Genomic DNA, 17,723 nt, shown 5'->3' with positions numbered 1-17,723 from the left:
AGACTGTCAAAGCTTGGAGCGCAAGTCAATTTGGCGAGGTTGATTTCATGGCACGCCGCAAAGCAACATCGACATGCTGTACAATTGCTGCGCAAGAAAGTGACTGCTGCATCGCACAAACCATTTGTCAGATGCCTTTGTTTCAGCATAGTCTTTTGGATGGGAAGAGTAAAAACACCAAAAAAATGCGCAATACCGGCATCGCGAGGAGGCGAGCATGGGAAGACATGGCGGCGAGACCATTATCAAGAAATACGCCAATCGGCGTCTCTATAATACCGGCACCAGCACCTACGTGACGCTGGAAGACCTGGCGAAAATGGTCAAGCGCGGCGAGGACTTCAAGGTTCAGGACGCCAAGACATCTGAAGACATCACGCACGCCGTCTTGACGCAGATCATCGTGGAACAGGAAGCCAAGACCGGCAACACGCTGCTACCGACCGCTTTTCTCCGCCAGTTGATTTCCTATTACGGCGATCAGATGCAGATGGTCGTGCCGACCTTTCTCGAGCATTCGATGAAGACCTTCTCCGAGCAGCAAAGCCATATGCAGGAGCATATGGGCAAGGCGTTCGGCGACCCGTCGCTGACGAAGAATTTCTCGGCACCGTTCCAGCTGATGGAAGAGCAGATCAAGCGCAATACCGAACTCTTCAAGCAGACGATGCAGATGTTCACGCCCTTTGCAGCCCCTGCATCGGCGCCGAAGGAACAGCGCAAGCCTGACGCCTCCGAGATCGACGAGTTGAAGGCACAACTGCGCAACCTCCAGACCAAGCTCGATCAGCTTTAAACTCGGTCAGCGCGAAACTGTTGAGCGGTTTGCGACAACGACATGCGACAAAACCAAAGCGTGGGGCGAAGCTGAAAGATCGCGACACGCTTTAGATCGTCTTCGACACCCTGAGCAGCAGCATAAATCCAGCGCCCAGGAACAGGATCAGCGTTGCCATGCCGACATGGGCGGAGCCAGTTATATAGGTGGTTGCGGAAAACATCAGCGTTGCCATGAAGCTAGTGGCGCGCCCGGAAAGCGCATAGATACCGAAGTAGCGACCCGCTTCGGCAACGGTAATGTTGCGAGCCAGATAGGAGCGTGACGAGGCCTGCACCGGGCCGAAGGCAAGGCCGATCAGAACACCATAGACCAGATAGGCCTTCTCCGCCCCACTGCTGAAGAGGCCTTGGGTTTCCTCCGTCGAGAACTGCAGCAGGCCAAACAGTGTCGATGTCTTCTCGGTCGAGACGATGCCAAGCGTTGCCAGCAACAGCAGCAGCAGGCTGACGATGATCATCGTGCGTGAGCCGAGCCGCTGATCGAGCCGGCCGGCGGCAAAGCAGCCGCCAATGGCGACGATGTTGAGAATGATGCCGTAAATGCCGATTTCCATCGTCGCCCAACCGAACATGGCAGCCGCGAAAGCACCACCGAGGATCAGCAGCCCGTTGACGCCGTCCTGGTATAGCATCCGCGCGATCAGGAAACGCATGATGAGCGGGCGGTGGCGTAACTCCCTCAGCGTGGATTTCAACTCCGACAAGCCCGAGCGCACGGCCCGCCCAAGCGGCAACCCCTTCTTGACGTCTGGCGTGAATAAGAACATCGGCAGGATAAAGATGAAGTACCATATCGCGGCGATCGGTCCGGTGATGCGGGCATCCTCTCCCGTTGCCGGGTCCAGACCGAAAAGCGGCGGCAGGCCGATGATGGTAAGGCCCGTCTGTGGGCTGGCTGCCATGAACAGCACGATGAAGATCAGTACGATCATCCCGCCAAGATAACCGAGCCCCCAGGCGGTGTTGGAAATCCGCCCGACATTTTCAGGTGTCGTCAGACGCGGCATCATGGAATCGTTGAAGACAATGGAAAATTCGGCCGCAATCGACGCAAAGATCATGAACAGTGCGGGCCAAAGCACGGGCGATCCGGGCGCGGCAAACCACAACATCGCAAGACAGATAATCTTGATGACGGCAAAGAACGCGATCCAGGGTTTTCGCGAACCCGACTGATCGGCAATCGATCCGAGAATCGGAGAGAAAATCGCAATCACCACCGACGAGATGGTCGCGACATTGCTCCAAAGCGTTTGCGCCGAGACCGGATCATCCGTCAGCCTCGCGACGAAATAGGGTCCGAAAATGAAGGTGGTGACGACGGTAAAAAAGGGTTGCGCTGCCCAGTCGAACAGCATCCAACCCCATATGCCTTTGGCATCCGTTTTTGGGGCGTCGGCATTTGGTGCTGCCGTCGGTTCTCCCGTGCGGGAAGAAGAAGTCATTCGGTTGCCTTTCCGCACGCAGACGACCCGGCCTGTTGTGGCCGGATCGTTTTACTATGAGAGCTTACACGTTTCTGGTCTGGACTATATCCGAAAGCAGACCAGCGGCAACGGTGAGCCGTGCCAGATTCGTCTCGCCGCTATCGCTCAGCGCAGCTAGTTCCGAGACGATGCGATTGACGCGGACACGATCGGCTGAATACCACGCCTGCACCGGGTTCTTCTCCTTGGCATGCTCGGTCAGCGCAGAAACCACGATACGGCGACGCGATGAGGCAATCTGGTCCTGGCTGCGCAGCAGCGCGAGGCTTTCATAGTGATCAGCCGGGCTTACCCGCTGGCTGGCATCAAGAAGCCTTGCGACGCGGAAGGTGGTGGAGACAGCGGCATAGCTTTCCGCAGCCCGCGCCAATGTCGTGCCGGCCTGATCAGCAATCAGCATGATTTCCGGGACATAGACCAGCAATCGAAGCGTTTCCAACTCCTTGAGCAGCGAAGGTGAAACGCCAGCGACTTCGGCAAGACCGATTTCATCCTGATACTTTGCCGCAGCCGGAGACAGCGTCTTGATGGCACTTCTCAGTCGCTCCACCTCGTCCTGCATGGCACCAGTGATGGTGCCTGCCGTCTGGAGATAAAGCCGCGTCGCGTCGCCGAAAATCCCCATAATTTTGGCATAGAGATCGTTTTGCACGTCGCCGGAAATCTGCCCATCAAGTGCGTCGATTTCTCCCCACAGCCGCTTGAGACCGAAGCCATCCTCGACGATCATCGCGGCCTTGACGACGGCAGGCGCCAGCAGGCCGCTCGCATCCACCAGCTTCTGCACGAAACCCGGACCACCACGGTTGACCACCTGGTTGGCAAGGACAGTGGCGACGATTTCGCGATGCAGACGATGGCTGGAAATATCGCCCGCATAAGTCTTTTGCATCTTGCTCGGGAAGTAGTCGGTCAGCAGGTGCTGCAGATAGGGTTCGTCCGGCAGGGTGCTTGCCACCAGCGTGTCGAACAGGGTCAGCTTTGCGTAAGAGAGCAGCACGCCGATTTCCGGCCGGGTCAGCGACTTGCCCGAAGCATAGCGCTCGCTAAACTCCGCATCGTTCGGCAGGGTTTCGACCTTGCGGTTCAACTGGCCGGAGGATTCCAGTGCCGCCATCAGACGGCCGAGCTCCTCGCGGTTGCCGCTGCCCTTACGCTCGACAAGCGAGATCGCCAGCGACTGCAGGTAATTGTTGCGCAGCACCAGTTGCGCCACTTCCGACGTCATGGAGGCCAGCAGCTGATTGCGCTTAGGCAAGGTCAGGCGACCGTCATTGACGGCAGATGCCAGCGCGATCTTGATATTGACCTCGACGTCGGAAGAATTGACGCCCGCCGAATTATCGATGGCATCCGAGTTGCAGCGTCCGCCGGACAGCGCATAGGCGATGCGACCCTTCTGGGTGATGCCGAGATTGGCGCCTTCGCCGATCACCTTGGCGCGCACTTCCGTTGCATTGATGCGGATAGGATCGTTGGCACGGTCTCCGACCTCTGCGTTGGTTTCAACCGCCGCCTTCACATAGGTTCCGATACCGCCGAACCACAGGAGATCGGCAGGAGCTTTGAGGATCGCCGTCATGATTTCGAAGGGTGTCGCCACCGTCTTGTCGATACCGATGGCCGCCGCAGCTTCCGCCGTTAGAGTCACGGATTTTTCCGCTCGCGAAATGATCATCGCACCCGTGGAAAGTGTCGAGCGGTCGTAATCCTGCCAGCTTGAACGCGGCAGTTCGAAGAGCCGCTTTCTCTCGGCAAAGGATTTGTCCGTATCCGGCGTCGGGTCGATAAAGATATCACGATGATCGAACGCGGCGATCAGTTCGATCTTTTCCGATAGCAACATGCCGTTGCCGAAGACGTCGCCGGACATGTCACCCACGCCAACGACCTTGAATGGCGTGGTCTGGATATCGGTGTCCATTTCGCGGAAATGGCGCTTGACGGTTTCCCAGGCGCCACGTGCGGTGATGCCCATCTTCTTGTGGTCGTAACCGGCAGACCCACCAGAGGCAAAGGCATCGTCGAGCCAGAAACCAGCCTCTCGGGCAAGCCCGTTGGCGGTATCGGAAAAGGTCGCCGTTCCCTTGTCGGCAGCAACGACGAAATAGGGGTCGTCACCATCGAGCCGAACCGTATCAACAGGCGCAACAACATCATCGCCTACGATATTGTCGGTGATGGACAGAAGCGTGCGGATATAGGTCTTGTAGGCATCCTTGCCGGCATTGAAGATCTCGTCGCGATTGCCGCCTACAGGCAGCATCTTTGGAAAGAACCCGCCCTTGGCGCCGACCGGCACGATGACGGCATTCTTTACCTGCTGGGCTTTGACGAGACCAAGAACTTCCGTGCGATAATCTTGGCCACGATCCGACCAGCGAAGACCGCCGCGTGCCACCTTGCCGAAGCGCAGGTGGACGCCCTCCACCTCCGTGCCGTAGACGAAGATTTCACGGAAGGGACGTGGGTCCGGCAGTCCATCTAGAAGCTTCGGATCGAACTTGAAGGCAAGCATCGCCTTTGGCGAACCGTCTTCGTTGCGCTGGAAGTAGTTGGTGCGAAGCGTGGAATCGATTGCGTTCACGTAGCGACGAAGCGTGCGGTCCTCATCCAGATTGGGCACGCCGGAAAGATCGGCCTCGATGGCTTTGTGGAGATCGGACAGCTTACGCAGCCGCGCCTTTTCACCGAGCTTCGGATCGAAACCATGGGCGAAGAGTTCGAAAATTCTCCGCGCAATCGCCGGATATTTGAACAGCGTCTCGGAAATATGCTCCTGCGAATAGACGATGCCCGTCTGGCGCAGATAGCGCGCATAGGCGCGCAGCACCGAAACCTCGCGTACCGTCAGCCCGGCGGCAATGATCAGGCGGTTGAAATTGTCATTGTCTACAGTGCCGTTGAAGGCGGCGAGAAACGCCTCTTCAAGCCGCGGCCCATTGACGGAAAGATCAAGCGTCACGCCCGGCTGAACCCTCAGCTCCATATCATGAAGAACGATGACATCGGTATGATCGCCGGAAAGGACGCCGATATCGAACGTCCGTTCGCTGATGACGCTGAAGCCGAGATTTTCCAGAAGCGGCACGCGGCGCGACAGCGGCAGATGGCCGTCACGGTGGAAGATCTTCAGCGAGAGAATGTTCTGAGCCTGCTCAGGCGTACGGTAGAACTCGATGCGAACCGGCTCGCCCTTGGCGGTGGCGACGATATCGGGCATGTCGCCGATCGCTTCCTCTGGTGTGAAGGCTTCCTGATAGGCCTGATCGACATCGAGCGACGGAGCGCCTGGCTCTGAGAGTGCGGTGAAATGATCGATCCAGCGTGCGGCGATATCGCTGACGGCATCTTCCAGCTTGTCCTGCGCAATCCGCGGGGTCTTGCCATTACTGCGCCCGACGATGAAGTGAACGCGGGCCAGTGCCCCTTCCGGAAACGCCGGGTAATAGGCGGAGATGTGGCCGTCATAGACGCGGGCGAGATAGTCGCCGATCTTTTCGCGCACATAGGAATTATACTCCTCTCGCGGCACATAGATGATGACGGAGACGAAGCGGTCGAAACGATCGATACGGGCAAGCACCCTCACCCGCGGACGGTCGGCAAGCTCCATGATCTGCTCTGTGTAGCGAACCAGAAGATCGGTTTCGATCTGGAAGAGGTCGTCACGCGGATAGGATTCAAGCGTGTTGTGCAGTATGCGCCCCGAGTGGCTGTTGGGGTCGAAGCCGAAATGCTCTTCCACCTCGGCGGCCTTGGCGCGCAGAAGGGGTATATCCCTGACCGAGCGTGTATAAGCGGTTGCAGTGAACAGGCCAACGATGCGCAGTTCGCCGATCACGTTGCCATCAGCGTCGAAACGCTTGATGCCGATATAGTCCATATAGGCGCGGCGATGGACGAGCGACTTGACGTTGGCCTTGGTGACCATGAGAAAATCCGGGCCGTCCAGAAACGCCAGGATTTCCGGCGTTGTCATAACAGCATCCTTGCCAAGCCGCAGCACGCGCACATCAGGATCGCTCAAGATTCCGAGACCGACACCGTCGCCGCGCTCGATCTTCGCCGAACTTCCTTTGCCGGAATAGATGTAGTCGCGCATGCCGAGAAAAGTGAAATTGTCCTTGCGTAGCCATTCGAGGAATTCTGTGGCTTCTGCGCGGTCAGCCTTGCGGCGCGAGGAACCGCGCTCCTTCAATTCGTGCAGCGCCTCATCGAGCTTGGCCAACATTGGCTTCCAGTCGCTATAGGCAGACTGAACCTGGGCTAGAACAAAGCGAAGCCGCTCTTTCAATGCGTCTGCAGCCTGAGATGAGATTGGCGCGATATGCAGCTGGATGAGGCTGATAGTGTCTTGCGCTGCATCGGTGTCCGGATCGGCCAGCCTATAGCCGCCAATCGCCTGGGCATCGGCCACCATGATAGGATGGATTGCGAGATAAAGGCTACGATAGCTGCTGGTCACTTCCCCCATGATCGAGTCATAAAGGAAGGGCATATTGCCCCCGATGATCGTGAGAACGGAAACCGGGACCTCACGCGGAGACACACCCTCGACCTGCGCAATGCCGATATAGGGACGACCGTCTTTCCAGTGCGACAATTCGCTCGATGTATGGCTTGCCGCGAGCGCCAGCATCTCCGGCGAATAGTATTCGATATCGTCAGTGCTGGCACGACTAAAAAGTGTAGTTGGATCGATAAAGGGCTTGCCATTGGCTTGCGCCAGATTTTTTGCTTTTTCGAGCTGTTTGTCGCGTTTTGGGTTGCTTCGGTAGCCCATTTTGCCTTCTTTCTTCCGAAAATCCGTCCATCTCGACGATAAAAGGGAGAAAAATCATGATTTTCCCCAAACTCGAATCGGATATTGGCTCGGAATTATGAATAGTTTAAGTGGCAATCGACAATTTAAAGAAGCGCTTGGAATTTAATCGATTGACCCCGCTTGGCCGCTCGATTTCGATGGTTTATTGTGCGCTTGATGTTAACGTCTGAATAATCCTTGTTGTGACTCCAGAGTCACGGTGGAAGCAAATTATTGATTTCCACGTATTTTTGTGGTAGACAGATAAAACTGATCCACAGCGCGGCACTTGTGTGCCCTAAAACACCACGAAAGCAAATCATCAATTGCACGCGGTTTCCGTGACATATCCTACTTTTGTGTTATCGATCCCCAGATTGCAAGATGGGTTCTTTTTGCGTGCTTGGCTGGACCAGTGCGGAGTCACCTGACGGTTTCCCCCGTCTCATCCGGGCCTGACCGACCCGACCCCGGAAACCCCCGGGTGTATGTAACAGGGAGTTTTTAAAACGAATGACGACCCAGCAGAAGAAATCTCCAGCGCGCCACGGTTTTAAAACCGGAGAAGCGATCGTTTATCCCGCTCACGGTGTCGGTACCATTTCGGCAATCGAGGAACAGGAAGTCGCGGGCATGAAGCTCGAACTTTTCGTCATCGATTTCGAGAAAGACAAGATGCGCCTCAAGGTGCCTGTCGCCAAGGCTGTCAGCATCGGCATGCGCAAGCTGTCCGAAGGGGATTTCGTTGAGCGTGCGCTGAAGGTTGTTCAGGGCAAGGCACGTGTCAAGCGCACCATGTGGTCGCGTCGCGCGCAGGAATATGACGCCAAGATCAATTCCGGCGATCTGATCGCCATCGCAGAAGTGGTTCGCGATCTTTACCGCGCCGAGAACCAGCCTGAGCAGTCCTACTCCGAACGTCAGCTTTACGAAGCCGCTCTCGACCGCATGGCCCGCGAAATTGCAGCCGTGAACAAGATGTCCGAGACCGAAGCTGTTCGCCTTGTCGAGGTCAACCTCAATAAAGGCCCCAAGCGCGGCAAGGCCGTCGAAGAAGACGACGCGCCGGAAGAAGAAGCCGCTTAAGGCTTGTCACTTACAGAATGTCAAAAAACCCGCCCGCTTCGTGGCGGGTTTTTTGTTTCTTTCGCAAAGATGGCCATTCTGTGTTGAGGGTCTCTCGATGCGTCGATCTTTCTCTAAGGCACTATAAAACCTGGATAATCTGTCCTCTATGAAGGTGCGACAAAAGACGGCGCATATCTCTTGGGTGAAGCGCGACGCAGCCGGCAGTCGGCTCGTAACCCGGACGGATCATATGCATGAAGATGGCTGAGCCACGATTGCGCTGCCTGCATCTGACGTTCCAGTCGAGAACCAGGCAGACGTCGTAAAGGCCGTCCTCCCTGCAGATCTCCTCATGGCTCGGTTTGAACGGAGCCTTGACCATCCGATTGTAGTTCGGATCGCTTGGCTCATCACACCACAACATCGACTTTACCGCCCTGCGCAATGTCAAGCGAGTTTGAACCGTCCGCATACGCTCTCCCCGGATGAAGCCGTAAAGCAGCGGCATCTGGGCAATCGGTGTTTTACCATCGCCTTCGCACTTGAAAGCGGTGCGACCCTTGCGACCAATCGCAGCCTGAAACGTTAAGTGACCTAGCTGAACGATCGCTCGACTTTTGCTTAAAGGGGAGGGACGAACGAGAAGTCTTGGAAGTGGGGCTCGAGATTTAATCTTTCTGGTCATCACTCTTCTTCACGAGATTTTGCTTTGAAGATGCTTCACCCTGACGTCATAGCACGGCGTTATTGCCGCACAAGGGTTGACGCGAAGCGCGCAAACCGCTGAATTGGTTTGGAAATTAAATAGGAAAGGTGAAGGCATTCTATGACCGCCCGTACATTGCTTCTGGTAGATGACGACGACGATCTGCGCGACACCCTTGCCGAACAGCTTTCGCCCTATGATGAGTTCTCGCTTCTCACTGGCGCGAGCGCCAACGACGCTATACAGACGGTAAAATCCGCGCAGGTCGATCTGCTGATCATGGATGTGGGCCTGCCGGACATGGACGGGCGCGAAGCCGTGAAGCTGATGCGCAAGAACGGCTTCAAGTCTCCCATTATCATGCTCACCGGCCACGATACCGATTCCGACACCATACTGGGTCTCGAGGCTGGCGCGAACGACTATGTGACGAAACCTTTCCGCTTCGCAGTCCTCCTTGCTCGCATCCGTGCGCAGCTGCGCCAGTACGAGCAAAGCGAAGACGCGGTCTTTACTGTCGGACCTTACCAGTTCAAGCCAAGCCAGAAGCTGCTGACCACGGAAGACGGCAAGAAGATCCGTCTGACGGAAAAGGAAGCAGCCATCATCCGCTACCTCTACCGCGCTGGCAGCGCCGTCGTTACACGCGACGTTTTGCTGGAAGAGGTCTGGGGTTACAATTCGGGTGTCACCACCCACACGCTTGAAACCCATGTCTATCGGCTTCGTCAGAAGATCGAGCGCGATCCGTCAAATGCGGAAATTCTCGTCACCGAGAACGGCGGCTACAAAATCGTCCCTTAGGGCCTTTTGTGGCATGCCCCCTTGTGTTGGCGCTCACATTGGTTGAAAACCAGTCGGACCGTGTGCCCTTGTTTGAGAGACGCGGCTTCCGACTTCGATCTCCCATCTGGACCAGCTCATGGCGTTGAACGACGATATCAAGCTTTTCGCGCAGGTGCCGCTGTTTCAGGGTTTCAGCGAGGACCAGCTGAGGCTGATCGCGTTTGGCGCAGAGCGCCGGCGCGTTGCTGAAGGGCATATGCTCTTTCGCCAGCACTCTCCCGCCGAATGCGCCTTTGTCGTCTGTCATGGAAGCTTCGATCTCTGGACCGAGGACCGTGACGGTACGCGCGAAATCCAGGCAACGGTCGGCAGTGGCTGCCTTCTGTCGGAACTCGCGCTCTTCACCCTGTGCGAACGCAAGTTTACGGCCGTTGCGCGCCAGGATTCCGAGGTCATCCGCATCACCCGTATTCTTTTCCATCGTATGATCGAGGAATTTCCGGATGTGGCACAGGTGGTGACCGAGCGCATCCGCGGAAATATCGCGGCGCTCGCCTCCAGTGCGGCTGCGATGCAAAAGCGCTTTCTCTAAGAGGCGCTATCTTCAGAACTTGAAATGTGCCGTGACAGGCACGTGGTCAGAAGGGCGGTTCCAACCGCGGGCTTCCTTCAGGATTTCTATGCGGTCGAGCGACGGGCCCAAATCCTGCGATGACCAGATATGGTCAAGACGGCGGCCGCGATTGGCGGCCTCCCAGTCCTTGGCCCGATAGCTCCACCACGTGTAGATCTTTTCCGTCTCCGGCACGTTGAGCCGCATCAGGTCGAGCCAGTTGCCGCGCTTCATCACCTCCATGAGCCCCTCCGTTTCGACAGGCGTATGGCTGACGATCTTCAGCAATTGCTTATGCGACCACACGTCGTTTTCCAACGGAGCGATGTTCAAGTCACCGACCAGGATAGACGAAGTGCCAGGCCTACTGTCAGCGCTCAGCACCTTCATCTCTTCCACGAAGTCGAGCTTGTGGCCGAACTTCGGATTGATCGACCGGTCCGGCTCATCGCCACCTGCCGGGACATAAAAGTTATGAAGGCGAATGCGGCGACTGCCGACCTCTACCAGCGCGGAGATATGGCGGGCGTCCCCTACCCCGCAGTAATCCTGGCGATGATCTTCTGTGAGCGGCAGCTTCGAAGCGATTGCAACGCCGTGATAGCCCTTCTGACCGTGAATAATGATGTGCTCGTAGCCGAGCGCTCGCAAAGGCTTCAGCGGGAATTCGCCGTTCGGGCACTTGGTTTCCTGCAAGCAGAGAACGTCTGGCTTGTAACGCACCAGGAATTGCTCGACGATCGGCATGCGTAGCCGCACCGAGTTGATGTTCCAGGTGGTTATTGAAAAAGCCATGCCTCACGCTCCGTCTCGTCTTGAGTGGAGGCAGGCTTATAACATCGGACATAAAACGGAAACCGCTTTCTGCCGAGCGATCGTCAGCCGCGTTTGCGGACGTCTTCGTAGTTGATGGCAAAAACCTTGTCGTCGAGGTTCACGCCCGTTTGAACGTTGAAGATCATCACGGTCGTGTCCTTGTTCTGAGCGTCCGTGGTCGTCCATTGACGGAGGTCGAAGGTTTTCGGGTCGAACATCAGCGTGATGGTGGAATCGCCGAAAATGCTTTTATCACCGAGAACGATAGTGATCAGATCGGACTCTTCCTTGACGCTGCGAACCTTCTGGTTGCTAAGGTCGATCTTGTCGGAAAGCAAGAGGCTGAGCGGCGTCTTGGACAGCGGATAGAGATCCCAGGTCTTCAGCTTCATATTGCCGATGACGACGTTGCGGCCATCCGCAATCACGCGCATGGGCGACGGGTCTTCGTAGTTGAAGCGAAGTTTTCCGGGCCGCGAAATATAAAACTTGCCGCCGGTTTGTTCGCCACGCGGGCCGAACTGAACGAACTCGCCCATCATCGTCTTGACCGACGAGAAGTGATTGGCGATCTTCTGCGCCGTTGCGCCGTCACCTGCACCCTGGGCAAAAGCCGCGACCGGCGAGAGCGCTACAGAGGCTGCCGCTGCCGAAAACAGTGTCATCACAGCTCTGCGCGTCATGCTGCTTTCAAGGCCGGAATGCTGAGCGGAAACGACCGAGCGGGTATTCTTCATTCTGTTCTCCTTCATCGCATTCCATGTGCCGAAAAAACACGGCGGCTTCATGACATGGAGCGACGGCTATAACGTCGAAAGCACACGCCTGGTTGCGGTTACTGAACCGGCACACAGGCGGCGGGTGCCAAAGACCAACCCGCGGTGGCGCATCCGGTACGTGAGGCTTAATCATTCTCCGTCGGCACGAGGATTTCGCGCTTTCCGGCATGGTTGGCAGGGCCGATGATGCCCTCCTGTTCCATCCGTTCGATCAGCGAGGCAGCCCGGTTGTAACCGATACCAAGCCTGCGCTGGACGTAAGATGTCGAGGCCTTGCCATCACGCAATACGACGGCCACGGCCTGATCGTAGGGGTCGTCGGACTCGGCCATGTTGCCGGTCCCTGCGGGACCGCCACCATCCTCGTCCTCATCCTCTTCGGTGACCGCTTCGAGATAGTCGGGCGAACCTTGCGTCTTGAGGTAAGAGACGATCTCCTCCACTTCATTGTCCGAAACGAAGGGACCATGAACGCGCTGGATGCGCCCGCCGCCCGCCATATAGAGCATGTCGCCCATGCCGAGCAGTTGCTCCGCGCCCTGCTCACCAAGAATGGTGCGACTGTCGATCTTGGAGGTGACCTGGAAGGATATGCGCGTCGGGAAGTTCGCTTTGATCGTACCGGTGATGACATCGACGGACGGACGCTGGGTCGCCATGATGACGTGAATGCCGGCGGCGCGCGCCATCTGCGCCAGACGCTGAACTGCCCCTTCGATATCCTTGCCCGCGACCATCATAAGGTCGGCCATTTCGTCGATGATGACGACGATGTAGGGCAGCGGCTTCAGATCGAATTCTTCCGTCTCATACATGGCTTCGCCGGTCTGACGGTCGAAGCCGGTCTGTACGGTTCTCATCAGAACTTCGCCCTTATCGAGCGCCTGTTGAACGCGGGTGTTGAAGCCGTCGATGTTGCGAACACCGATCTTCGACATCTTCTTGTAGCGCTCTTCCATCTCCCGCACCGTCCATTTCAAGGCGACGACGGCCTTCTTCGGATCGGTGACGACAGGCGAGAGCAGATGCGGGATGCCGTCATAGATCGACAGTTCGAGCATCTTCGGATCGATCATGATCAGGCGGCACTGTTCCGGTGTCATGCGATAGACGAGCGACAGGATCATGGTGTTGATCGCCACCGACTTGCCCGAGCCGGTGGTACCGGCAACGAGAAGATGCGGCATCTTGGCGAGGTCGGCGATGACGGCTTCGCCGCCGATGGTCTTGCCGAGTGCCATGGGCAGCTTGGCCTTGCTGCTTTCGAAATCGCGCGAGCCGACCAGTTCGCGCAAGAAAACCGTCTCGCGCGTGCGGTTGGGAAGCTCGATGCCGATGGCGTTGCGGCCAGGAACGACGGCAACGCGGGCGGCAATGGCGCTCATCGAGCGGGCGATATCGTCCGCCAGACCGATGACGCGCGAAGACTTGATGCCGGGCGCAGGTTCAAGCTCATAAAGTGTTACGACCGGGCCAGGACGCACGTGGATGATCTCGCCCTTGACGCCGAAATCTTCCAGTACGCCTTCCAGACGGCGGGCATTCTGCTCCAGCACGTCTGCATTCAGCGTGTTGTCTTTGACGACATTCTTTGGCTCGGCCAACAGGTGGATTGAGGGGACCTGGAAGCCATCCGGGGAGATGAAGGAGGTTTGCGCTTCGCGTGCAACCCGCTCGCTCGGCTTTGGTCGGGCAGGTGGCGCGGTAATGCGCGTTGGGCTTCCCGGTGCGGGTCGCGCGGCAAAGGGCGCATCGCCGGAGAGTATGCCATCCGGCAGGCTATCCTCGTCATCGAAGGGCTCGTCGAGATCGCCGCCGTTGGCGGATGGTGCCTGCCGTCGGGCACGCGCTTCTGCCCGTTCCTCGAAGGACGGCTCCGCTCTTTCCAGACGGTTGATCGCTGTTTTCAATCGCGATGGCTCGTTTAGTGTCCCGAATTCGTAGTCGTTGAAATCGTAAGGCTGCTCGAACTCATTGGTGAGCGACTTGGGCTTGAGACGCAGAATACGGCGCAACCTTGCCTGGGTGATGTACCAGTAATGAGCAAGCGCGCCAAAGGCCAGGGCGTTGGCGAAGAAGCCCTCGCCGTCATCTTCGTCGTCCTCTTCGATCTCCTGAACCTTGCGGACCTTGCTGGCAGTGGCAGCCTGCGGCGCGAAGGGCTCCTCAGCATCCTGATCCAGGGCGCCAAGAAGTCCGGAGGCGATCAGCATCAGCCAGGCAGCAGGCACGGCAAGAATGGAGCCAAGAACGGTCGCTGTGGTGCCAGTAGGATAAGCACCGAGAAAAAGCGCAGGGAAACGCAGGATCATGTCGCCGATGACGCCGCCGATCCCGTTAGGCAGCGGCCATGTCTGAGGGGCCGGAAAACAGCCAAGCGCAGCCGAAGCGATAAAGGCACCGCCGATCCACGCCGTCAAACGGACTGGCATACGCGTCAGTTTTCGGCCGGAAATCAGCACGAAGGCCCAAGACAGCACAGGCAACATGGCAATCAGCGACGACAGGCCGAGAAACTGCATCATGATATCGGCGAAGATCGCGCCGCTATGTCCGAGCAGGTTGGTGGGCTCGTTGGAGGTCGCGTAGGAAAGACTGGGGTCAGCCACATTCCAGGTCGCGAGTGCCGTCACGCCCAGCGCCAATGCTGCCAGAACGGCAAAACCACACAGCGCCATGATCTGTCGCACGACGAATGCCGTCAGCACGAAGCGATTGTCGCGGCCCTCGAATGTCGGAGAATTCACTCTGCCCATATGTTGAACCTGTCGTCCTTAGTGTTTCCGGAGCTTCGTGACCGAAGCAGGGATGACAGGGCAAAGTAGCGGCATGGTGGTTAATGCGGCATTAACCACGGGAAAACTCGTTTACCAAGCTCAGCGCGTCAAAAAGAATAAGCCCGGCGAGGCGATCGCCGGGCTTCGATAAAGCAAGGTTCGGGTGCGCAGGCACCCGAATGATCTTAGTTGTGGTAGGCAGCTTCGCCGTGGGACGCGAGATCGAGACCTTCGCGTTCTGCTTCGACCGGCACACGCAGGCCGACGATGATGTCGACGATCTTGTAGAGGATCGCAGAGCCGATACCCGTCCACAGGATGGTGATGACGACAGCCTGAACCTGAACCATGAACTGACCGCCCATGGTCTGTTCGCCGGCATAACCGACGCCACCGAGAGACGCGCTGGCGAAGATGCCGGTTGCGAGAGCGCCGAAGAGGCCGCCAACGCCGTGAACGCCGAAGACGTCAGCCGTATCGTCGTAGCCGAACTTGTTCTTCACCACCGAGACGAAGAAGTAGCAGATCGGCGAGACGAGCAGACCCATGATGATCGCGCCCATCGGACCAGCAATACCGGCAGCAGGCGTGATGGCAACGAGACCGGCGATCATACCGGAAGCCGCACCCAGCATGGAAGCCTTGCCGCGCGTGAAGCTTTCAACCAGGCACCAGGAGAGAATGGCAGCAGCCGTGGCGACGAAGGTGTTGACGGTTGCGAGCATCGCGCCACCGGAGGCTTCGAGATTGGAACCGGCGTTGAAGCCGAACCAGCCAACCCACAGCATGGCTGCACCGACATAAGTCAGCGTCATGGAGTGCGGAGCCATCATGTCCTTTCCGTAACCCGTGCGCTTGCCAACCATGATCGCACCGATGAGACCGGCGACACCGGCATTGATGTGAACGACCGTGCCGCCAGCAAAATCAAGTGCGCCGAGGCCGAAGAGATAGCCCTTGGCATCCCACACCATGTGGGCGATCGGGAAGTAGACGAAGGTGACCCAGAGCAGGCAGAAGAGGATCGAGGCAGAGAACTTGATGCGTTCGGCAAAGGCACCGATGATCAGCGCCGGTGTCAGGGCTGCAAACGTCATCTGGAACATCACGAAGATGTATTCGGGAATGACGACGCCCTGCGAGAAGGTCGCAGCGGTCGTATCCTTGGTGACGCCAGCGAGGAAGAGCTTGGCAAAGCCGCCGAAGAACGGGCTTTCAGAACCGCCGAAAGCGAAGGAGTAGCCGTAGGCGACCCAGGCGATCATGACGGTCGCAGCGATGACCGTGCATTGCATGAGAACCGAAAGCATGTTCTTGGCGCGAACCAGACCGCCGTAGAACAGACCCAGACCCGGAACGGCCATGAACAGCACCAGAAGGGTGGAGAGGAACATGAAGGCGGTGTCGCCCTTGTCCGGGACCGCGGCGGCAGCGGCCGCTGCGGGGGCCGCGGCGTCTTGTGCAAAAGACATGACCGGCGCCAGGAGGGCTGCCGCACCGGCGCTAAGCGCGCTGAGTGTGGAAATTTTCTTGAAGTTCATAGTGTGAGGACTCCCCTGTCAGCCGAGCTTTAAAGCGCTTCTGTGTTCGTTTCGCCGGTGCGGATACGCACTGCCTGTTCAATCGAGTAGACGAAAATCTTGCCGTCGCCGATCTGCCCCGTCTTGGCCGCGGATGCGATTGCATCGACTGCCTTTTCCACGACGTCGGACGCCACCGCGATCTCGATCTTCAGCTTGGGAAGAAAGCTGACCGCATATTCGGTACCGCGATAAATCTCGGTATGCCCCTTCTGACGTCCGTAACCCTTGACCTCGGTGACGGTCAGGCCCTGAATGCCGAGGGCGGTGAGAGCCTCGCGCACCTCATCCAGCTTGAACGGCTTGATAATGGCCATCACAATTTTCATCTGGTTTCCCATCCTTTGTTTGTGCTCGGCATGGAGCCGACTCTCCTTGCCGCTGGCAGATCAGTAACAGCGACTGCCACTCTATATTCAAAGGCCGTGCCAGTTTGCGCACGAGGGACATAAGCAATTGAAAAGTAAAGACTATAAATAATTCGGCCGCAAAACAGGCAATTGTCCGCACTTTAGGCGAGCAATTTATGGGCGATTTTTTTAATTTGAGTATTTTTTAGTCATTTGCTCGTTTGCGAATCAGGCCCTCTTGCGCCATCGAGGCAATAAGGACGCCGTCGCGGGTAAAAAGGCTGCCTCTGGTCAATCCGCGAGCACCAGATGCGCTCGGGCTGTCTTGCGTGTAGAGCAGCCAGTCTTCCAACTTGCAGGGGCGGTGAAACCACATGGCGTGGTCGAGGCTCGCTACCTGGATCGTCGGATCGAAGATGGTCGTTCCATGAGCATAAAGCGACGTATCGAGCAGCGTCATGTCGGAAAGATAGGCGAGAACGGCTGCCTGATAATGCCTGTCGTTTGGCACATCGCCGACCGCTCTCACCCAGATATCCTGCTTGGGGTCGAGCTTTTCCTTGGAAATATAATGCGTGAGCGACACAGGGCGGATTTCGATCGGCCGCTTGTTCTCCCAGTATTTGCGGATCGCAGGCGGCGCATTAGCGAGAAAGGCTTCCTGCAACTGCGCCTCGCTCATCAGGCTTTCCGGCTGCGGGACGTTCGGGATTTCGCTTTGATGATCGAAACCGCCTTCCTCAATCTGGAACGAGGCGGACATGGAAAAGATCGCATGGCCATGCTGGATGGCAACGATGCGTCGCGTGGCAAAACTTGCCCCATCGCGAATACGATCGACCTGATAGACGATCGGCACGAGAGGATCACCCGGCCGCATGAAATAGGCATGCAGCGAATGGATATAGCGGTCCGCATCCACCGTTCGCTGCGCTGCCATCAATGCCTGCGCAATGACCTGACCGCCAAAGACACGCTGCCACCCGACCTGCGGACTGGTGCCGCGGAAGAGATTTTCTTCAAGTTTTTCAAGATCAAGCGTGGCTACAAGATTTTCCATCGGGCTTGATGAATGAGAAGAATGCGACATTTCGGCATGCTCCGGCTGTATGAA

The 17,723-nt window shown here is 57.4% G+C and carries 13 protein-coding genes; 4 read left to right on the top strand and 9 right to left on the bottom strand.

All coding sequences use genetic code 11. The features are described from left to right. The first annotated feature begins 217 nt into the window (after window positions 1-217). Entirely contained in the window at window positions 218-796 is a 579-nt protein-coding gene (gene phaR, locus QZ869_RS15790) for a polyhydroxyalkanoate synthesis repressor PhaR (RefSeq protein WP_296019201.1), read from the top strand. A gap of 91 nt (window positions 797-887) precedes the next feature. Here the strand turns inward: phaR and QZ869_RS15785 are convergent, their stop codons facing one another. Together QZ869_RS15785 and QZ869_RS15780 are read right to left on the bottom strand one after the other, a co-directional pair. Continuing rightward, the gene (locus tag QZ869_RS15785) at window positions 888-2,198 is read right to left on the bottom strand and encodes an MFS transporter (protein WP_296106070.1); all 1,311 of its coding nucleotides are present in this window, start codon (window positions 2,196-2,198) and stop codon (window positions 888-890) included. A gap of 151 nt (window positions 2,199-2,349) precedes the next feature. Then, entirely contained in the window at window positions 2,350-7,113 is a 4,764-nt protein-coding gene (locus QZ869_RS15780) for an NAD-glutamate dehydrogenase (protein WP_296105850.1), read from the bottom strand. A gap of 534 nt (window positions 7,114-7,647) precedes the next feature. On the opposite strand from QZ869_RS15780, the gene QZ869_RS15775 reads away from it, so the two are divergent. Beyond that, entirely contained in the window at window positions 7,648-8,220 is a 573-nt protein-coding gene (locus QZ869_RS15775) for a CarD family transcriptional regulator (RefSeq protein ID WP_027673546.1), read from the top strand. Window positions 8,221-8,341: 121 nt separating this feature from the next. Here the strand turns inward: QZ869_RS15775 and QZ869_RS15770 are convergent, their stop codons facing one another. Continuing rightward, the gene (locus tag QZ869_RS15770) at window positions 8,342-8,887 is read right to left on the bottom strand and encodes a L,D-transpeptidase family protein (protein ID WP_296105848.1); all 546 of its coding nucleotides are present in this window, start codon (window positions 8,885-8,887) and stop codon (window positions 8,342-8,344) included. A gap of 141 nt (window positions 8,888-9,028) precedes the next feature. On the opposite strand from QZ869_RS15770, the gene QZ869_RS15765 reads away from it, so the two are divergent. Both QZ869_RS15765 and QZ869_RS15760 read left to right on the top strand, forming a co-directional pair. Further along, window positions 9,029-9,712 carry a response regulator transcription factor gene (locus QZ869_RS15765; RefSeq protein ID WP_296019191.1) on the top strand — a complete coding sequence of 228 codons (684 nt, stop codon included), beginning with the start codon at window positions 9,029-9,031 and terminating at the stop codon, window positions 9,710-9,712. Between the two features lie 118 nt (window positions 9,713-9,830). Then, a complete protein-coding gene (locus QZ869_RS15760; RefSeq protein ID WP_296019188.1) occupies window positions 9,831-10,286 on the top strand; it encodes a cyclic nucleotide-binding domain-containing protein in 456 nt (151 codons plus the stop codon). A gap of 12 nt (window positions 10,287-10,298) precedes the next feature. On the opposite strand, the gene QZ869_RS15755 is transcribed toward QZ869_RS15760, so the two are convergent. From QZ869_RS15755 to tesB, 6 genes are all read right to left on the bottom strand, one after another. Next, on the bottom strand, window positions 10,299-11,102 hold the full coding sequence (locus QZ869_RS15755) for an exodeoxyribonuclease III (protein WP_296105845.1): 804 nt from the start codon (window positions 11,100-11,102) through the stop codon (window positions 10,299-10,301). A gap of 83 nt (window positions 11,103-11,185) precedes the next feature. Continuing rightward, window positions 11,186-11,911 carry an outer membrane lipoprotein carrier protein LolA gene (locus tag QZ869_RS15750; RefSeq protein WP_296078595.1) on the bottom strand — a complete coding sequence of 242 codons (726 nt, stop codon included), beginning with the start codon at window positions 11,909-11,911 and terminating at the stop codon, window positions 11,186-11,188. A 116-nt stretch (window positions 11,912-12,027) separates the two neighbouring features. Beyond that, on the bottom strand, window positions 12,028-14,658 hold the full coding sequence (locus QZ869_RS15745; RefSeq protein WP_296105843.1) for a DNA translocase FtsK: 2,631 nt from the start codon (window positions 14,656-14,658) through the stop codon (window positions 12,028-12,030). A gap of 206 nt (window positions 14,659-14,864) precedes the next feature. Beyond that, on the bottom strand, window positions 14,865-16,220 hold the full coding sequence (locus QZ869_RS15740) for an ammonium transporter (RefSeq protein ID WP_296034901.1): 1,356 nt from the start codon (window positions 16,218-16,220) through the stop codon (window positions 14,865-14,867). A gap of 29 nt (window positions 16,221-16,249) precedes the next feature. Further along, entirely contained in the window at window positions 16,250-16,600 is a 351-nt protein-coding gene (locus QZ869_RS15735; RefSeq protein ID WP_062424736.1) for a P-II family nitrogen regulator, read from the bottom strand. Between the two features lie 214 nt (window positions 16,601-16,814). Then, complete coding sequence (tesB, locus tag QZ869_RS15730; protein WP_296019176.1) at window positions 16,815-17,699, bottom strand: acyl-CoA thioesterase II; 885 nt, start codon at window positions 17,697-17,699, stop codon at window positions 16,815-16,817. Window positions 17,700-17,723 lie beyond the last annotated feature (24 nt).

The organism is uncultured Agrobacterium sp. (genome assembly GCF_913777885.1).
Classification (GTDB): Bacteria; Pseudomonadota; Alphaproteobacteria; order Rhizobiales; family Rhizobiaceae; genus Agrobacterium.
Note: the sequence above shows the minus strand (reverse complement) of the source record. Positions and strands in the feature narration are given on the sequence as shown.